This window comes from Paraburkholderia dinghuensis (assembly GCF_003837865.1).
Classification (GTDB): domain Bacteria; phylum Pseudomonadota; class Gammaproteobacteria; order Burkholderiales; family Burkholderiaceae; genus Paraburkholderia; species Paraburkholderia dinghuensis.
Map to the genome: position 1 here is coordinate 165,022 of NZ_RQIS01000001.1, position 17,057 is coordinate 182,078.

14 protein-coding genes and 1 other RNA gene are annotated in these 17,057 nt (G+C 62.4%); 8 read left to right on the top strand and 7 right to left on the bottom strand.

Features of this window, described 5'->3' with window-relative positions:
- Positions 1-13: 13 nt before the first annotated feature.
- From hisC to gyrA, 5 genes are all read right to left on the bottom strand, one after another.
- Complete coding sequence (gene hisC / locus D1Y85_RS00810; protein WP_124149129.1) at positions 14-1,126, bottom strand: histidinol-phosphate transaminase; 1,113 nt, start codon at positions 1,124-1,126, stop codon at positions 14-16.
- Between the two features lie 168 nt (positions 1,127-1,294).
- Positions 1,295-2,377, bottom strand: a complete 1,083-nt coding sequence (gene pheA / locus D1Y85_RS00815) for a prephenate dehydratase (protein ID WP_124149130.1) — start codon at positions 2,375-2,377, stop codon at positions 1,295-1,297.
- Positions 2,378-2,417: 40 nt separating this feature from the next.
- Positions 2,418-3,500: a 3-phosphoserine/phosphohydroxythreonine transaminase gene (gene serC / locus D1Y85_RS00820; RefSeq protein WP_124149131.1), complete on the bottom strand. Its 1,083-nt coding sequence runs from the start codon at positions 3,498-3,500 to the stop codon at positions 2,418-2,420.
- A 215-nt stretch (positions 3,501-3,715) separates the two neighbouring features.
- Positions 3,716-4,321 carry a DUF2059 domain-containing protein gene (locus tag D1Y85_RS00825; protein ID WP_124149132.1) on the bottom strand — a complete coding sequence of 202 codons (606 nt, stop codon included), beginning with the start codon at positions 4,319-4,321 and terminating at the stop codon, positions 3,716-3,718.
- A 165-nt stretch (positions 4,322-4,486) separates the two neighbouring features.
- Positions 4,487-7,099, bottom strand: coding sequence for a DNA gyrase subunit A (gene gyrA, locus D1Y85_RS00830; protein WP_124149133.1), 2,613 nt, complete (start codon positions 7,097-7,099; stop codon positions 4,487-4,489).
- A gap of 529 nt (positions 7,100-7,628) precedes the next feature.
- Here gyrA and ompA point away from each other — a divergent pair.
- The 6 genes from ompA (at position 7,629) to D1Y85_RS00865 (ending at position 13,163) form a co-directional block, all read left to right on the top strand.
- The gene (ompA, locus tag D1Y85_RS00835) at positions 7,629-8,276 is read left to right on the top strand and encodes an outer membrane protein OmpA (protein ID WP_124149134.1); all 648 of its coding nucleotides are present in this window, start codon (positions 7,629-7,631) and stop codon (positions 8,274-8,276) included.
- Between the two features lie 201 nt (positions 8,277-8,477).
- Positions 8,478-9,176: a bifunctional 2-polyprenyl-6-hydroxyphenol methylase/3-demethylubiquinol 3-O-methyltransferase UbiG gene (gene ubiG / locus D1Y85_RS00840; protein ID WP_124149135.1), complete on the top strand. Its 699-nt coding sequence runs from the start codon at positions 8,478-8,480 to the stop codon at positions 9,174-9,176.
- A gap of 21 nt (positions 9,177-9,197) precedes the next feature.
- Positions 9,198-9,938, top strand: coding sequence for an HAD-IA family hydrolase (locus D1Y85_RS00845; RefSeq protein ID WP_124149136.1), 741 nt, complete (start codon positions 9,198-9,200; stop codon positions 9,936-9,938).
- Between the two features lie 91 nt (positions 9,939-10,029).
- Positions 10,030-10,399: a transfer-messenger RNA gene (gene ssrA / locus D1Y85_RS00850) on the top strand.
- Between the two features lie 489 nt (positions 10,400-10,888).
- The gene (locus tag D1Y85_RS00855; protein ID WP_246024725.1) at positions 10,889-11,254 is read left to right on the top strand and encodes an energy transducer TonB; all 366 of its coding nucleotides are present in this window, start codon (positions 10,889-10,891) and stop codon (positions 11,252-11,254) included.
- Between the two features lie 1,231 nt (positions 11,255-12,485).
- A complete protein-coding gene (locus tag D1Y85_RS00865; RefSeq protein WP_124149138.1) occupies positions 12,486-13,163 on the top strand; it encodes a hypothetical protein in 678 nt (225 codons plus the stop codon).
- A 203-nt stretch (positions 13,164-13,366) separates the two neighbouring features.
- On the opposite strand, the gene D1Y85_RS00870 is transcribed toward D1Y85_RS00865, so the two are convergent.
- Both D1Y85_RS00870 and D1Y85_RS00875 read right to left on the bottom strand, forming a co-directional pair.
- Complete coding sequence (locus tag D1Y85_RS00870; RefSeq protein ID WP_124149520.1) at positions 13,367-13,633, bottom strand: hypothetical protein; 267 nt, start codon at positions 13,631-13,633, stop codon at positions 13,367-13,369.
- Between the two features lie 104 nt (positions 13,634-13,737).
- Positions 13,738-14,823, bottom strand: coding sequence for a substrate-binding domain-containing protein (locus D1Y85_RS00875; protein WP_124149139.1), 1,086 nt, complete (start codon positions 14,821-14,823; stop codon positions 13,738-13,740).
- Between the two features lie 132 nt (positions 14,824-14,955).
- Here D1Y85_RS00875 and D1Y85_RS00880 point away from each other — a divergent pair, with 132 nt between their 5' ends.
- Positions 14,956-15,480: an NAD(P)H-dependent oxidoreductase subunit E gene (locus tag D1Y85_RS00880; protein WP_124149140.1), complete on the top strand. Its 525-nt coding sequence runs from the start codon at positions 14,956-14,958 to the stop codon at positions 15,478-15,480.
- Positions 15,477-17,045: a formate dehydrogenase beta subunit gene (locus tag D1Y85_RS00885; protein ID WP_124149141.1), complete on the top strand. Its 1,569-nt coding sequence runs from the start codon at positions 15,477-15,479 to the stop codon at positions 17,043-17,045. The genes D1Y85_RS00880 and D1Y85_RS00885 overlap by 4 nt, the downstream gene beginning before the upstream one ends.
- Positions 17,046-17,057: the final 12 nt, after the last annotated feature.

Genomic DNA, 17,057 nt, shown 5'->3' on the forward strand with positions numbered 1-17,057 from the left:
ACAAGGACGGCACTCATGCGGTCGCGAGCGTGCGCTCGAGCGCAGCGAGAAACGCTGCATTCTCGTCGGGCAGGCCAATCGTCACGCGCAACCATTGCGGCAGCCCGTAGTTGCCGACCGGCCGCACGATCACACCCTCTTTGAGCAATTCGAGGTTCACGCGATCGCCCGCGCCATTGTCGTTGCCGACGCGCACCAGGACGAAATTACCGTCCGACGGCACGTATTCAAGGCCAAGACGCTCGAACGCGGCGGTCAGCATCCGATAGCCTTCGGCGTTCAGCGCGGCGCTCTTCTGCAGAAATTCCGCATCGCCGAGCGCGGCAATCGCCGCGGCCTGCGCGAGCGTGTTCACGTTGAACGGCTGGCGCAGACGATTCAGCAGATCGGCCAGCCCAGGCTGGGCGATGGCAAAGCCGATGCGCAGGCCCGCAAGCCCATAGGCCTTCGAGAACGTGCGCGAGACGAGCAGGTTCGGATAGCGACGCACCCACGCGATCGAGTCGTAACGCTTGTCGGCGGCGAGGTACTCCGTGTACGCCTCGTCGAGGACCACCACGACGTGGCGCGGCACCTTCGCGATGAAGGCTTCGAGCGCCGCACCGTCGATGAAGGTGCCGGTCGGGTTATTCGGATTCGCGACGAAGATGAGGCGCGTGTCGTCAGCGATGGCCGCGAGCATCGCGTCGAGGTCGTGACCGTACTGCACGGCGGGCGTCACGAGATGGCGCGCGCCCACACCCTGCGTGGCGAGCGCGTAGACCGCGAACGAGTACTGCGAATAGACGATCGACTGGCCGCGCTCGACAAACGCATGCGCCGCGATTTCGAGAATGTCGTTGCTTCCGTTGCCGAGCGTGATCCACTCCGGCGGCACGTCGTAGCGCGCGGCCAGGGCGGACTTCAGTTCGAACGCGTTCGAATCCGGATAACGGCCCAGATCGCTCGCAGCCTGCGCCATCGCGCGCTGGGCCGACTCGGGCATGCCGAGCGGATTCTCGTTCGACGCCAGCTTCACGATACGCGCCTCGTCGAGCCCGAATTGCCGGGCGACTTCCGAAATCGGCTTGCCCGCGATATATGGCGCGATTGCGCGCACGTAATCGGGGCCGAATTGCGTTGTCATGCGTCTCTCCTGTCGATCGCACCTGGTGCTTCAGCACCTGGTGCGATCCCATGCAAAGCTGTCGGTTGTACCAAGTGCTTCAGCGCTTACTGTCATCCCATGCACAGCCCGGCCACAGGCCCGATGGCATCAGCGGATCGTTTCAGAACGGCGACGCCGTGCGCCGCCTTAGCGCGTGCGAGGATACGAGCCGAGGATCTTCAGATACGCGGCCTTCTTGCCCAGCTCGTCGAGCGCGGCGACCACGCCGGGATCATCGCGATGGCCTTCGAAGTCGATGTAGAAGTAGTACTCCCACGTACCGACGCGCGCCGGACGCGACTCGAAGCGCGTCATCGACACACCGTACCGCGCGAGCGGCTCGAGCAGCTTGTAGACGGCGCCCGGTTCGTTCTTCACCGATACGATCATCGACGTCTGGTCATGGCCCGAGGGACCCGACGGCTGCTTGCCGATCATCACGAAACGCGTGCGGTTGTGCGGATCGTCCTGGATCAACGCGTTCGCGATCAAGAGTCCGTAGTGCGTGGCAGCGCGCTCGCCGGCAATGGCCGCGACGGTCGGGTCTGTGGCGGCAAGACGCGCAGCCTCGGCGTTGCTCGAAACGGTCTGGCGCTCCAGTTGCGGCACGTTCGCCGTGAGCCACTGCTGGCACTGCGCGAGCGCCTGCGGATGTGCGCACACGCGCGTCACGCCGGTCAGGTTCCCGCTTTGCGTCATGAGGTTGTGCTGGATCGGCAGCGCAATCTCGCCGCCGATCACGAGCTGCGTTTCGAGGAACAAGTCGAGCGTGCGCGACACGGCGCCCTCGGCCGAATTCTCGACCGGCACGACGCCGAACTCGGCGGCACCCGCTTCCACCGAACGGAACACCTCGTCGATCGAGGGACACGGCAGGCCTTCGATCGACTGGCCGAAGTACGCATACATTGCCTGCTCGGTGTATGTGCCCACCGGCCCGAGATAGGCGGCCGTGAGCGTCTTTTCGAGCGAGCGGCTCGCGGCCATGATCTCGCGCCAGATCGCGCTGATGTGATCGTTGCCGAGCGGCCCCGCGCTCAACTCCTGCAGGCGCGCGATGACCTGCAGTTCGCGCTCGGGACGGAACACCGGCGCGTTGTAGTGCTTCTTGACCTCGCCCACTTCGAGCGCGACCGCCGCACGCTGGTTCAGCAATGCGATGAGCTGCGTATCGATCGCGTCGATACGCTCGCGCAGTGGTTTGAGTTTTGAATTGAGTTCGTCGTCCATGCGTGAAACCGGCAATCAGAAAGGAGGCGTGAGGAAGCGCTCACGCGTGCTTTGCTTCGAATTCCGACATGTACTCGACCAGTGCTTTCACTGCTTCGAGCGGCACCGCGTTGTAAATCGACGCCCGCATGCCGCCGACGGACTTGTGGCCCTTCAGCTGCAACAGCCCGCGCGCCTTCGCGCCGGCAAGGAAATCTTCGTTACGTGTTTCGTCGGCGAGGAAGAACGGGACGTTCATCCGCGAGCGCGCGCGGCGCTCCACCTTGTTGATATAGAAGCTGCTCGCGTCGATCGCGTCGTAGAGCAGCTTCGATTTTTCGATGTTGCGCGCCTCCATGGCGGCGAGACCGCCCTGGCGCTTCAACCACTTGAACACGAGCCCGGCGATGTAGATCGCATAGGTGGGCGGCGTGTTGAACATGGAGTTGTTCGCGGCGACCGTCTTCCATTCGAACGCGGACGGGCAGATCGGCATCGCGCGCTCGAGCAGGTCCTCACGCACGATTACGACCGTAACGCCGGCCATGCCGATGTTCTTCTGCGCACCGCCGTAGAGCACGCCGTATTTGGCGATGTCCATCGGACGCGACAGGATGTGCGACGAGGCGTCCGCGACGAGCGGAATGTCACCGAGATCGGGAATCTCGAAGGTCTCGACGCCGTCGATCGTCTCGTTCGTGCAAAGGTGCACGTAAGCGGGATCGTCGGAGAGCTGCCACTCGCTTATCGGCGGCGAGTGCGTGAACCCCTCGGCTGTGCGGCCTGTCGCGGCGATATGTGCCGCGCCGTACTTGAGCGCTTCCTTCTGCGACTTCTGCGACCACGAGCCCGTGATCACGAAGTCGGCGCGCGGCTTCGTACCGAACAGGTTGAGCGGAACGATTGCGTTTTCGCCGATGCCGCCGCCCTGCAGAAACAGGATGTGGTGGCTCGCCGGGACCTCCATCAGGTCGCGCAGGTCGAGCAGCGCCTCGCTGTGAATCTGCATGAACTCCGGGCCGCGATGGCTCATTTCCATCACGCCCATGCCGCTGCCGTGCCAGTCGAGCATTTCGTCGGCGGCCTGGTGCAGGACCTCTTCGGGCAGGGCAGCAGGTCCGGCGGAGAAGTTGAAGACGCGCATCGTAATGAGATCCCCGAGGCAGGCGCTGCGGCAAAAAAGGCCGGAAACCGCGCCCGAAAAAGAAAATGGCCGTCTGCGCTTGCGCGCAAACAGCCATTATCGCACTGTCACCGGGAACCCGCCAACGCAGGTCCGGCGGCCGTCGGCGCTAATCGAACCCCGAAACGTGCGCTCGGGTCCGACGCGCCTGCTTTCGGCCGCCGCCGTTCGACTAATTACTTGGCCGGCTTGACCGCGGCGACTTCCTTGTCGGCCTGGTCACGCGTCGCCTTGATCGATGCCGGCATGTACTTCTGCATCAGGCTGTTGACGACGTCACGGCCCACCTGGTCCTGGACCTGGATGAACTTGCGGCCGGTCGGGCTGCGGTAGAACGTGGTCAGGTCCTTGATTTCCTGAACGCTGTAGTACTTCGCATACGCTTCGTACTGAGCCTGCATGGCGTCGTTCTTGAACGCGTCGGTCGTGAAGACCTGGCCTGCACCGTCAACCAGCTTCGGCACGGCGGTCTTTTGCAGCGTCGGGACGGAAGCCTGCTTTTGCTTGTCCGTCATCGTCTTGTTTTCCGACAGCGCGTCCGACAGGATCGCCGGGACGAGCTGCTTGGCCTGCATCTGCGCGCTGTTGCCGATTGCGCCAACAAGCTTCTCCGCATCGATCGCATCGAGCAGGTCCTTGATCGCGGCTTGCTTGGCCGGATCAACCGGTGCGGCAGCAGCGGCCGGTGCCTGGGCAGGCGCCTGGGTCGAAAGCGCCTGGGCCATGGCAAACGTCGGCACGAGAGCGGCCAGCAACAAAACCTGCTTGAATCGTTTTTGCATCATTACTCCCACACTTATGAGAAATTAGTCGAACCGCCTGCCCTGCGGACCGCGAGATGCGTCATTCGCATCCAGCCGGAACCGCATGGGGCCATTCATTACATTCTGAAGCAACGGCTCGCTCGCGCGGACCGCCACCATCCATTACCCCTGGGTTACCCTAAGTTATTCCTGGGCCTCACCCTCGCCTGAATCGGCGTCACCCGCTTCGCCGTCCACATCGGCCTCGGCGACCTGCTGCAGACCGGAGAGCTTGGTACCTTCGTCAAGGCTGATGAGTGTAACACCTTGCGTCGCACGGCCCATTTCGCGGATTTCCGATACGCGCGTGCGGATCAGCACACCCGTCGTCGTGATCAGCATGATCTGGGCTTCGGGTTCCACGAGCGTCGCCGCAACGACACGGCCGTTGCGCTCCGACGTCTGGATCGCGATCATCCCCTTCGTACCGCGCCCGTGGCGCGTGTACTCGGTGATCGGCGTGCGCTTGCCGTAGCCGTTCTCGGTCGCGGTGAGCACCGACTGCTGCTCGTCGCCCGCCACGAGGAGCGCGATGACCTGCTGGTTGTCATCGAGCTGCATGCCGCGCACGCCGCGTGCTTCGCGGCCCATCGGACGCACGTCGTTTTCGTCGAAGCGCACGGCCTTGCCCGCGTCGGAGAACAACATGACGTCGTGCTGGCCGTCGGTGATGGCAGCGCCGATCAGGTAATCGCCGTCATCGAGACCGACGGCAATAATACCCTTGCGCAACGGGCGGCTGAATGCCTCCAGCGGGGTCTTCTTCACGGTGCCGAGTGCGGTCGCCATGAAGACAAACTTGTCCGCCGAGAATTCCTTCACCGGCAGCACAACCGTGATCTTTTCGCCGTCCTGCAGCGGGAACATATTGACGATCGGACGGCCGCGTGAATTGCGCGAACCTTGCGGCACCTCGTAGACCTTCACCCAGTAGACGCGCCCGCGATTCGAGAAGCACAGGATGTGATCGTGCGTGTTGGCGATGAAGAGCGTGTCGATCCAGTCGTCGTCCTTCATCGACGTCGCCTGTTTGCCGCGACCTCCGCGCTTCTGGGCGCGATATTCGGACAACGGCTGCGATTTCACGTAACCCGTATGCGACATGGTGACGACCATGTCCTGCGGCGTGATCAGGTCTTCGGTGTTCAGCTCCGTCGCGTTCATCTCGATCTTCGAGCGACGCGCGTCGCCGAATTCGCTCTTGATCGCGGTGAGTTCGTCGGAGATCATGAGCGTTACGCGCTCGGGGCGCGCAAGGATGTCCAGCAGGTCGGCAATCTGCGCCATCACTTCGCGGTACTCGCCGATGATCTTGTCCTGCTCCAGACCGGTCAGGCGCTGCAGACGCATTTGCAGGATTTCCTGCGCCTGGGTATCGGACAGACGGTAGAGGCCATCGCCCTGCATACCATATAGCGGGTTAAGCCCTTCCGGACGGTAGGCCTCGCGCCCACCCGCCGCCGCGTTCTCCGCTTCCGCGCGCGCGAGCATTTCGCGCACGAGCGACGAATCCCACGAGTGGTTCATCAGTTCCTGCTTCGCGATCGGCGGCGTCGGTGCGGCCTTGATGATCGCGATGAACTCATCGATGTTTGCGAGCGCGACCGCCAGACCTTCCAGCACGTGGCCACGTTCGCGCGCCTTGCGCAGTTCGTATACAGTGCGCCGCGTCAGCACCTCGCGGCGATGCGACAGGAAATGGTCGAGCATTTCCTTCAGGTTCAGCAGCTTCGGCTGGTTGTCCACCAGCGCGACCATGTTCATGCCGAACGTGTCTTGCAGTTGCGTTGCCTTGTACAGGTTGTTGAGGATGACCTCGGGCACTTCACCGCGCTTGAGCTCGATCACGACGCGCATGCCGCTCTTGTCGGATTCGTCGCGGATATCGGAAATGCCTTCGAGCTTCTTCTCGTTGACCAGTTCGGCGATACGCTCAAGCAGCGAACGCTTGTTCACCTGATACGGCAATTCGTCGACGATGATCGCCATGCGCTGGCCGCGATCGATCTCTTCAAAGTGCGTGGCCGCACGCATCACGACGCGGCCGCGTCCGGTGCGATAGCCGTCGCGCACGCCGGCGACGCCGTAGATGATACCGGCGGTCGGGAAATCAGGTGCCGGAATGATTTCGATCAACTCGTCGATGGAAGCCTGCGGATTCTTCAGCAGGTGCTGGCAGGCATCGACGACTTCATTGAGGTTGTGCGGCGGAATGTTCGTGGCCATGCCGACCGCGATGCCCGACGAGCCGTTGATCAACAGGTTCGGGATGCGCGCGGGCAGAATCAGCGGCTCGCTTTCGCTGCCGTCGTAGTTCGGCCCGAAGTCGACCGTTTCCTTGTCGATGTCGGCGAGCAGTTCATGGCCGATTTTCGCCATGCGGATTTCGGTGTACCGCATGGCCGCGGCGTTGTCGCCGTCGATCGAGCCGAAGTTGCCCTGCCCGTCCACGAGCATGTAGCGCAGCGAGAAGTTCTGCGCCATCCGGACAATCGTGTCGTAGACGGCGGTGTCGCCGTGAGGGTGGTATTTACCGATGACGTCGCCGACGATACGCGCCGATTTCTTATAGGCACGATTCCAGTCGTTGTTCAGTTCGTGCATCGCGTAGAGCACGCGCCGGTGCACGGGCTTCAGGCCGTCGCGAACATCCGGGAGCGCCCGTCCGACAATCACGCTCATCGCGTAATCGAGATACGAGCGACGCATTTCCTCCTCGAGGGAGATAGGCAGAGTCTCTTTGGCGAATTGATCCATTATCGATGTCGTATACAGGCGCACCGGACGCAGCCGGAGGAAGCCGGCAGACGGCCCGGCGCGCCCATGCTGTCGCATGGACGCCGCGGACGCAGCGCATCACGCGATTCTACCATGCGCGACACCCCCGTCCGCGCCCTGCGTATACCTATTAGAGGGGTCGCGCCGGACCGCTCAAAAGCGCGTTGAATGGACGCTCGCGGGACACCTCGGGCAATTGAAAGACATCGCGGGGCCTTTTGCGGGACACTGGGGGCCGAGCCCCGCACCCAGGGTATGCCGCGGGAACTTTTTGTTGCGGGTGTACCACATTAAACTCGCCGTAAACAAAGGGGCGGATAATTTTTATCGTCGGACGGGAACGATATGGCAAAATGCCAACGCACAAAGTTAGAGTTAGACACTGCTCGAAGTCTACACAACACGTTTCCGACAACGCGCCGATGTTATACTTCGAGCAATGTATGACCGGTCTTCGTCATATAGCTCGCAGTAAACCTGCGGTAATCTCAATTTCGAGAGGAGAAATATGAATAAACTTTCAAAGCTCGCGTTCATTGCAGCTACCGCAGTTATGGCTGCATCCGCCTCGGCACAATCGGTGCCGGCGTCGCGACAAGCCGTCAATGACAACTGGGTGAATGGCACCGGCGAATACGTGTGGATGAACGGCACGAACGAGCTTTGCTGGCGCGATGCATTCTGGACGCCGGCTACGGCCAACGCGAAGTGCGATGGCGCTCTGGTCGCCCAGGCACCGGCACCGGCTCCGGTTGCTCCGGCACCGGCCCCGGCCATCACCAGCGAGAAGATCACGTACCAGGCTGACGCCCTGTTCGACTTCGACAAGGCTATCCTGAAGCCGGCCGGCCGCGACAAGCTCGACGAACTGGCAACGAAGATCCAGGCGCTGAACCTCGAAGTCGTCGTCGCAACGGGCCACACCGACCGCATCGGTACGGTTGCCTACAACGACCGTCTGTCGCTGCGTCGTGCACAAGCCGTCAAGGCATACCTGGTCAGCAAGGGCGTTCCGGCCGACCGTATCTACACGGAAGGCAAGGGTCCGCGTCAACCGGTTACGACGGGTTGCAACCAGAAGAACCGCAAGGCTCTCATCGCCTGCCTCGCACCGGATCGTCGCGTGGAAGTCGAAGTCGTCGGCACCCGCAAGTAATTCGCGAGTCGCGACTGAAAGTCTCAAAGCCCCGCTTCGGCGGGGCTTTTTTGTTGCCGTTTTTATTACCCTGACTGCCCTGCGCCGACGGACGGTCTGCTCAACTGGCGGGAAACGGTGGCATTTGGCTGCCATGCCGACCCGCCTGTATACTCAGGGTTTATCCTCTTCCACCTGAACCCGCGCCTCAGGCCACACGACATGACGAACGCCGATCCCCATGAACTACAGAAATTCAGCGATCTCGCGCATCGCTGGTGGGATCCGAACGCGGAATTCAAACCGCTGCACGAACTGAACCCCGTCCGGCTTGACTGGATCGACGCTCACGCACACCTGACCGGAAAGCGCGCGCTCGACATCGGCTGCGGCGGTGGCATCCTGTCCGAGTCGATGGCCGGACTTGGCGCGAACGTCAAAGGCATCGACCTTTCGCGCGAAGCGCTCGGCGTCGCCGACCTGCACAGCCTCGAAAGCGGCGTGACCGTCGACTATGAGGAAATCGCAGCCGAAGCGCTCGCTGCGCGCGAACCCGCCTCGTTCGACGTCGTGACCTGCATGGAGATGCTCGAGCACGTGCCCGATCCGTCCGGTGTGGTCGACGCCTGCGCCACACTCGTCAAGCCGGGCGGCTGGGTGTTCTTCTCAACGCTCAACCGGAACGTGAAGTCCTATCTGCTCGCCGTGATCGGTGCCGAATACATCGCGCAGATGCTGCCCAAGGGCACGCACGATTACGCGCGCTTCATCCGGCCGTCCGAGTTGGCCGGGCTGGTTCGTCAAGCCGGACTGAGCCTCGTCGAGATCAAGGGGATCACGTATAACCCGCTCACCCGGCACTTTTCGCTCTCGAACGACTCGAGCGTCAATTACATGATCGCCTGCAGGCGTGACGCCTGAGGCGCGCGCTCCTCGTCCGATATGAGTTCATTCACGAAAGCCTCTCCTGCGCCCGATAACGGCGCAGCACTTGCCGCGTGCGAAGCCGTGCTGTTCGATTTCGACGGCACGCTCGCCGACACCGCGCCCGACCTCGCCGCCGCAGTCAACCAGATGCGTCACGCACGCGGTCTCGCGCCCGCGCCGCTCGAACGATTGCGGCCGCTTGCCTCCGCCGGTGCGCGCGGACTGATCGGCGGTGCGTTCGGCATCGGGCCCGACCATCCGGAATTCGCGGCAATGCGTGAGGAGTTTCTCGCCAACTACGCGGCTAACCTGCGCGTCGAGACGGCGCTCTTTCCGGGTATCGATGCCGTCCTCGACGACCTCGACGCGCGAGGCGTGCGCTGGGGCATCGTGACCAACAAGGTCGCGCGGCTTACCGACCCGCTCGTCGCACTGATGCACCTCGACACGCGCGCGGCCTGCGTCGTCAGCGGCGACACCACGCCTTACTCGAAGCCGCATCCCGCGCCGCTGCTCCACGCGGCGCAGACGCTCGGCGTCGATCCGCACCGCGCGGTCTATGTCGGCGACGATCTGCGCGACGTTCAGGCTGGCGCTGCCGCCGGCATGGCGACCATCGCGGCCGCCTATGGCTACTGCGGCAATGACGTGCCGCCATCCAGGTGGAATGCGCACTACGTTGCCGACACGGCAGCGACGTTGCTCACGCTACTCGGCCACGTCCGCCAAACGGCACGGGCGGCGCGGGTGGTATAGACACCGTATGAGCGCCATCAGCGGCATGCGCCCTTGAAATGGACGCGGTTCGCCTCATCTGCCGTAGTGTGGGATAATTGTTACTTCCTCTGGGGCCGACCTGGTTTCGACAGGGGTTATGAAGCAGTCAGGGCATGCCGAGGACCCGTCACCTCGTTAATCAATGGGAAAAACGTAACTGCAAACGACGATACGTTCGCACTGGCAGCCTAAGGGCCGCCGTCCTCTGCCTAGCTTACTGACGGGCTAGCGTCGCAAGACCGGTAGCAATACCGCCAGAGGTCATTTACGTCAGTTAAGCTCTGTCGGCGTCACGACGCCAGAGTCGAAAATCTAGTGAATCGCCGTAGCGCAGCGTGTTCGTCCGCGTCTCTACGGTTAAATCAAATGACAGAACTACGCATGTAGAACTGGGTGTGGACTGCCTTTGGACGCGGGTTCGATTCCCGCCGGCTCCACCAGAATTTCACTAAAAACCCCCGCGAATTCAAAGATTCGCAGGGGTTTTATTTTTCTCAGCCCATCACGCAACCCATCATCGAGCATCGTCTCACGGCTGGTCCGTTGATTCGGCTCGACGCGTGTCGTCCGTCGCATGGCCGCTGCACTCCGCTAAAACCGGTCCATACCCAGTGCACACAAGTCGGCCCACTGCTGCGACATCGCCCGTGCCACAGCTTGCCTTCGCGAGGCAACTCGAACGATCCGTTTGCGTACATGGAGATTAGTCCGCTCTGGAGTCGGGTCGATCCGGTCAGCATTGAGGATGCTGCGGCGCAGACCGCCCTTGAAAATTCCGTGATTGCCACGCACCTGAAAGCGACCGCACACCGCTCGGCTCGGCAACGGGGACGGGACGAAGAACCAGGCGAAGGTGAAGCGTATGCGCAGAAAGATCGAGCCGCCGAAGGCGTGCCCCGTAATCCGAGAGGGTTGATTCAATGCCATTAATGGATAAATTGCTGGCGCGCGCCGTCGCTTCAGACGAGCTGAGCCGTAAGGTGATAGTGCGAGTCTTGCTTGACGACAAAGGCCGCATTCAGGATGTGATCCTGAAGCGCAGCAGCGGCAATGCCGCCGACGATGCACGAGCCTTGGTCGAAATCCGGGAAATGCGGTTTCCGCCGGGCAAGATTGATTCGAAATCAACCCGCCGCTGGCATGAACTGGCGTACAGCATCGGCCCTCGTCGGATGAAGCGGGAACGTCGAAACACGCCGCCGCCAGCACGCTCGCGCAAATCGTCGGCGAATGGCACGGGCATCAAAAAACTATGCGACCGCATAGTCCGACTGCTATTCAGGTGGCGTCGTTGATAACTCAGTGAGGCCACCGGTCGCCACGAATCCACCAACATAAGCGGCGCCCCGTTGTCCGATGCCTGATATGGGCACGACTGCTGCCTTGCCGGACTGAGCGCCGCGATGTTCAGATTTGCCAGGTCCGGCGGCGCACAGCGCAGACGTGAACCCGCCAGCTTTCGCAACCTTTCGCGAGACTCCAACGAACACGATTGGAGGGTAAGTTTGGTGGTTACTTTCGCAAAGCCAATTCACGAGGCTTTATCAGGCGGTCGATTCAGAGAGTTGTTTTGAGCCGTCGGCCCAAAATATCATCAAACGTCAACCACGTTTGCCTGGAAAACCCCGTCTGGCCTGGCCAAACGGGGTTTTCTCTTTTGCAGACTGCGTCAAACTTCCCCAGCCGATATAACCCCCGCCCGGGCGGTTGTATCGGCGGTTGTCGATTAAACCCAGTACTGACAACCCCAGCGAGCGAACCGTGGGCCTATCCGATCTGTCGATCCGTAACGCCAACCCATCCGACAAGCAACAGAAACTGTTCGACGGCGAGGGGTTGATGCTTCTCGTAACACCAGCCGGCGATCCACGCTGATTTTCACGCGCAGGTGTCGCCACGCCAGCCCGTCCGAGCCAGCCAAAGCGCCTTAGCGGAGCCTTACGAGAGACTGCCGATCGGACGGCGATAGACCGCTTACTGCCCGATCCTGAATGTCTCCGTAAGCCTATGGTGCGAACAGCGCTGACGAGGCTGATAGCAGCAAATCCCGAACTGTTGATTGTCGCTATGGGAATAGCCGCACCGACCGGCAAGCCGACGCGCGCGCGAACATTTGCAGAAACCATGAGCAAGCCGGTGAAGCCGGAACCGACCGAAACGCACAAGCATATAGGGTTCACGGCTGCCCGATTTCGTATCGGGTTCGATGGCATCCCTGTTAATCGACAAACCCTACCTTCAAGTACGGTTCGGTTCCGCGCTTCAGTCTGACTCAACCTGTTACGTCTGCTTGCCTGTGCCACGGCACCGGTCGGTTGCGTCATGTGGGCGTACCTGCGCCGCGCGGAATGCTCGGAAATAGTTGGCTTCCGCTACTACAAAGCCAGGCGACAGACCAGGCGTATGCAGGGGCGCGAGAGAAACTTGACATATCCACTATCTAATGCGGACAATCCGAGCCCGCGTTCAGCCCGCCGCACAGAGCGAGCGATCGCACAAAGAAAAGACTAGAAACACCGGGGAATCATGAAACGCAGTATTGCAGTATTTGTTGTCGCGATCGCATCGTGCGCCGCGCGCGCCAATGGCATCACCGATTACGTGCGCCCAGAACTCGGCGCTGGCTGGCAGGTGTCCCGAGATATGGGAGACGGTACCTGGTATCAGGAGGGCGGCCCGTACACCCGGCGCCTGAGCGGTCCCGCATTCATGGCTGGCCTCACAGGCCCAGTGTGGGCGCCTGCAAACTGGTCGGTTCGCTGGCATCTCGACTACGTGTATTACGGCGGCCTTGAGGCAGGTTGCACCTGCGTACCTGATGCGCAATACAACGCCGTCGCTCATGCGCGCGCCATTCCGCTCGGACAGACTGCGCAGCTCTCCTACTTCCATTCACAAGGCCACGTCCAGGGCATTCCGTTGACGCTCGACGCGGGTTACTCATGGGGGAAATGGCGTTTTGCGGTTGACGCGGGCGCCTGGGTGTACTGGCAAACGTGGCACGTGAATGCGTTTCAAGAGTGGGGAACCTGGGGCAACCTGTCCCACAGGGCGACCGCACAACTCGGGTACGTCGCGGGTACGCGCATCGAACGCGGGCCGCTGGCGTTGTCTTATCGCTATTACAACGTCAGCTCGAAGTGGAACCCATATCCCGGGATCGTCACGGGGACGAATACACTGCTGCTTGCCTACCGATTCTAGTCACGTTGGCCCGCCCTTCGCCCCGTGGCTTGTTTTGGCGCGACTATACGGAGCCCGCTCGACGGTGGGCACGTCACCAGAATTCCCGCCTCAAACAAAAAAACTCGCAAAGTCCTTTTGGGCTTCGCGAGTTTTTCTTGTGCGCCACGGAAACCGCCCTGTCCTGAAACCGCATCGTTCCCGGCACCCAGGCGCTCAAAACATCAATCGTCCTGCGGACACTGCAGATTGCAGCCGTTCTGGTCGCCCATATCGCCCTTGCGGCGCTTGGCCGACGGCTTGCCGTGCTGGTATTTGTCCGAAGGCGCCGAAGCCGCGAACTGCATTTGCGGGTGCTCCTGGAATTTGAACCCGTCGGTAAGAATGCCGCCCGGCACGCCCGGAGAGTTCTGCGCGAAAGCAATCGAGACGGTGGCGAACAGGGCTCCCGCGGTCGCGGCAGCAGCACAAACATTAAGCGCAAATTTCATGGTCGATCGGCGCGTCGGGCGCGCATCTGAAACGGGAAGCCAGTAAGTAGGCGAAAGTATCACAAAAAGTGCCGCGCTCTGCAGCACAGACTGATTGCATCGTGTTACAGCCCGCTCTGCAATCCGGCCCAGCCATCCTCGAGCGGCACAACCTTGCCGCATTCGGCCGGGTCGTAACCCTCCAGACGCGCGACCACCTGCCGGAACGCACCGCTGCGCAGCAGCTTCAGCACCGACAACAGTGGCTCACGCTCGATCTGAGTACGATCACACGCGAAATAGTAGTCTTCGTCGGCGATAGGCACGAAATCAAGGCCAAAATGGTGCGCGGCCGGTTCGACGCCGAAGCCGACGTCGGCCACCCCGCTCGCGACAAACGCCGCGATCGCGGAGTGCGTCAACTCCGATGACGCGTAGCCATTCACGCGCTCCGGATCGATGCCGATCCGCGTAAGCAGCAAATCGATCAGCATCCGGGTACCCGAGCCCCGCTGCCGGTTAACGAAGCGGACGTCGGCGCGCGCGAGGTCCGCAAGCCCAGCAATCTGCTTCGGGTTGCCTCGCCCGACGAAAAGTCCCTGCTTGCGGCGCGTCAGGTGGAGCAACACGTGGCGCTGCGGATCGAGCCATTGCCGGTAGGCATCGGCACACGCGGAACGGAAATCTCCACGCGGCAGATGAAAGCCCGCCAGATCGCATTCGCCACGCGTGAGCGCCGTAATGGCGTCGACGCTGTCGCGGTACTTGATCTCCACCGGGACCTGATCGGCAACGAGCGCGGTGACGAGCGATGCCACAGCATAGCCGTGCGACGCGTGGATACGAAGTTCCGGCCCATGCGGCGCGAGCCAGCGGTTCAGATCGCTCGCGACCTCACTCGCGAGCGCCTGTAGATTCCCCTGCAAGCGCTCGCCGCACAGCCGTTGCGAGCGCAGCACAGCCTCGCCGAGTTCCGAAAGCACGGAGCCTCGCCCGCGCTCTTTGGCGATCAGCGCCCCCCCGAGATGCTCCTCGACTTCGCGCAGCAGCCCCCACGCGTGCCGGTAGGACAAACCCTTGCGCCGCGCGGCGTGCGCGATGCTGCCTTCCTCTGCAACGAGCGCGAGAAGCGCTACAACGTCCGTCAGGCTTGACTCGCGGCCTTCCCCATCACGCACGATCAGCTGGGCACGGCATTCGACCTTGATCATTATGAAATCGTTGTTCCTATTGCGAAAGCCGGTGCACCGACCTATTGTTCGACCATACAACGAAGACAACCGCAGCATACGTGCACAGTTTATGAATTACAAGTGCATATATGCACCAGGAGGAGCCCCACTTTGGACGACATAACAGTCACCCCTGCGGACGAACTTGTGCGCCGTCACGCGCAACCCGGCCGCACGCTGCTCGCGATCCTGCACGCAATTCAGGACGAAACCGGCTTCATTCCGCCCGAAACGGTGGTGCCGCTCGCGAAGGCACTAAACCTTTCGCGCGCCGAAGTTCACGGTGTCATCACGTACTACCACCATTTCCGCACTTCGCCGCCGGCGGCCGTGACGGTCCAACTCTGTCGCGCCGAAGCGTGCCGCAGCATGGGCAGCGAAACGCTCGCGCAGCACGTCGAGTCGAGCACCGGCTGCCGTTTCGCCCAGCAGCACGGTCACGGCCACGATCACCCGCAAGAGCAAGAAGGTGCCAGCCTGCTCGCGCTGGAGTCCGTCTATTGCCTCGGGCAGTGCGCTCTCTCGCCTACCATGACCATTAACGGCACGTTGCACGCAAAGGTGACCCCGCAGAAGTTCGACGCCCTGCTCGCCGCCGCCATGGCCAGCATCGACGGTGCCAGGGAGGTCGCATGACGCGGATCTATGTCCCCTGCGACTCGTCCGCGCTGGCACTCGGCGCCAACGCCATCGCACAAGCCATCGAGCGCGAAGCCGCCGCGCGCGGAATCCAGATCGATCTCGTGCGCAACGGCTCGCGCGGCCTGCTCTATCTCGAACCGCTGATCGAAGTGGAGACGGACGAAGGCCGCGTCGGCTACGCCAACGTTGAGCCCGAAGAAGTCGGCGCACTCTTCGATGCAGGCTTTGTGCAAGGCGCGCAGCACGCACGCAGCGTCGGGCTCGTCGAACAGATTCCGTATCTGCGCCGCCAGCAGCGTCTCACGTTCGCGCGCATCGGCATCACCGACCCGCTCTCGACCGACGACTACGTCGCCCACGGCGGCCTCGAAGGGCTGCAAAACGCGCTCGCGATGACGGGCGCCGCCGTCTGCGACGCGCTGATCGAATCGGGCCTGCGCGGACGCGGCGGCGCTGCGTTCCCGGCGGGTATCAAGTGGCGCACGGTCGCAAACGCGCAGGCCGACCAGAAGTACATCGTCTGCAACGCCGACGAAGGCGACTCGGGCACCTTCTCCGACCGGCTCGTCATGGAAAGCGATCCGTACGTGCTGATCGAAGGCATGACGATCGCGGGCATCGCGGTCGGCGCGACGGTCGGTCATATCTATGTGCGCAGCGAATATCCGCATTCGATCGCAGCACTCGAAGAAGCCGTCCGCCGCGCGCGCGTAGCAGGATGGCTCGGCGATGACGTGCTCGGCAGCGGTAAAAAGTTCGACCTCTTCGTCGCAAAGGGCGCGGGCGCCTATGTATGCGGCGAGGAAACCGCGCTGCTCGAATCGCTCGAAGGCAAGCGCGGCATCGTGCGTGCGAAGCCGCCGCTGCCCGCTCTCTCCGGTCTGTATGGCAAGCCGACGGTCATCAACAACGTCATCACGCTCGCCACGGTGCCGATCATCTTCGCGAAGGGCGCCGCGTTCTACAAGGACTTCGGCATGGGCCGCTCGCGTGGCACGCTGCCGTTCCAGCTCGCGGGCAACATCGCGCGCGGCGGACTCGTCGAACTGGCGTTCGGTGTAACGCTGCGCGAGCTGATGTTCGACTACGGCGGCGGCACCGCAAGCGGTCGTCCTGCGCGCGCCGTGCAGGTCGGCGGCCCGCTCGGCACCTATCTGCCCGAAAGCCAGTGGGACATTCCGATGGACTACGAAGCGTATGCAGCCGTCGGCGCGGTGGTTGGCCACGGCGGGCTCGTCGTCCACGACGACACCTCCGATCTCGCCGGACTCGCGCAATACGCGATGGAGTTCTGCGCGCTCGAATCGTGCGGCAAGTGCACGCCGTGCCGCATCGGCTCGACGCGCGGCGTCGAAGTGATCGCGAAGATCCGCAATGGAGACACATCGGAGAAACAGGTCACGCTGCTGCGCGATCTGTGCGACACGATGGTCGCCGGCTCGCTCTGCGCGATGGGCGGCATGACGCCCTACCCGGTGCTCTCAGCACTGAACCATTTCCCCGAAGATTTCGGTCTCGAACCCGCAGCACAACCCGCCGCCCCCGCGGCGGCCGCCTGAACGAGGAGCCAG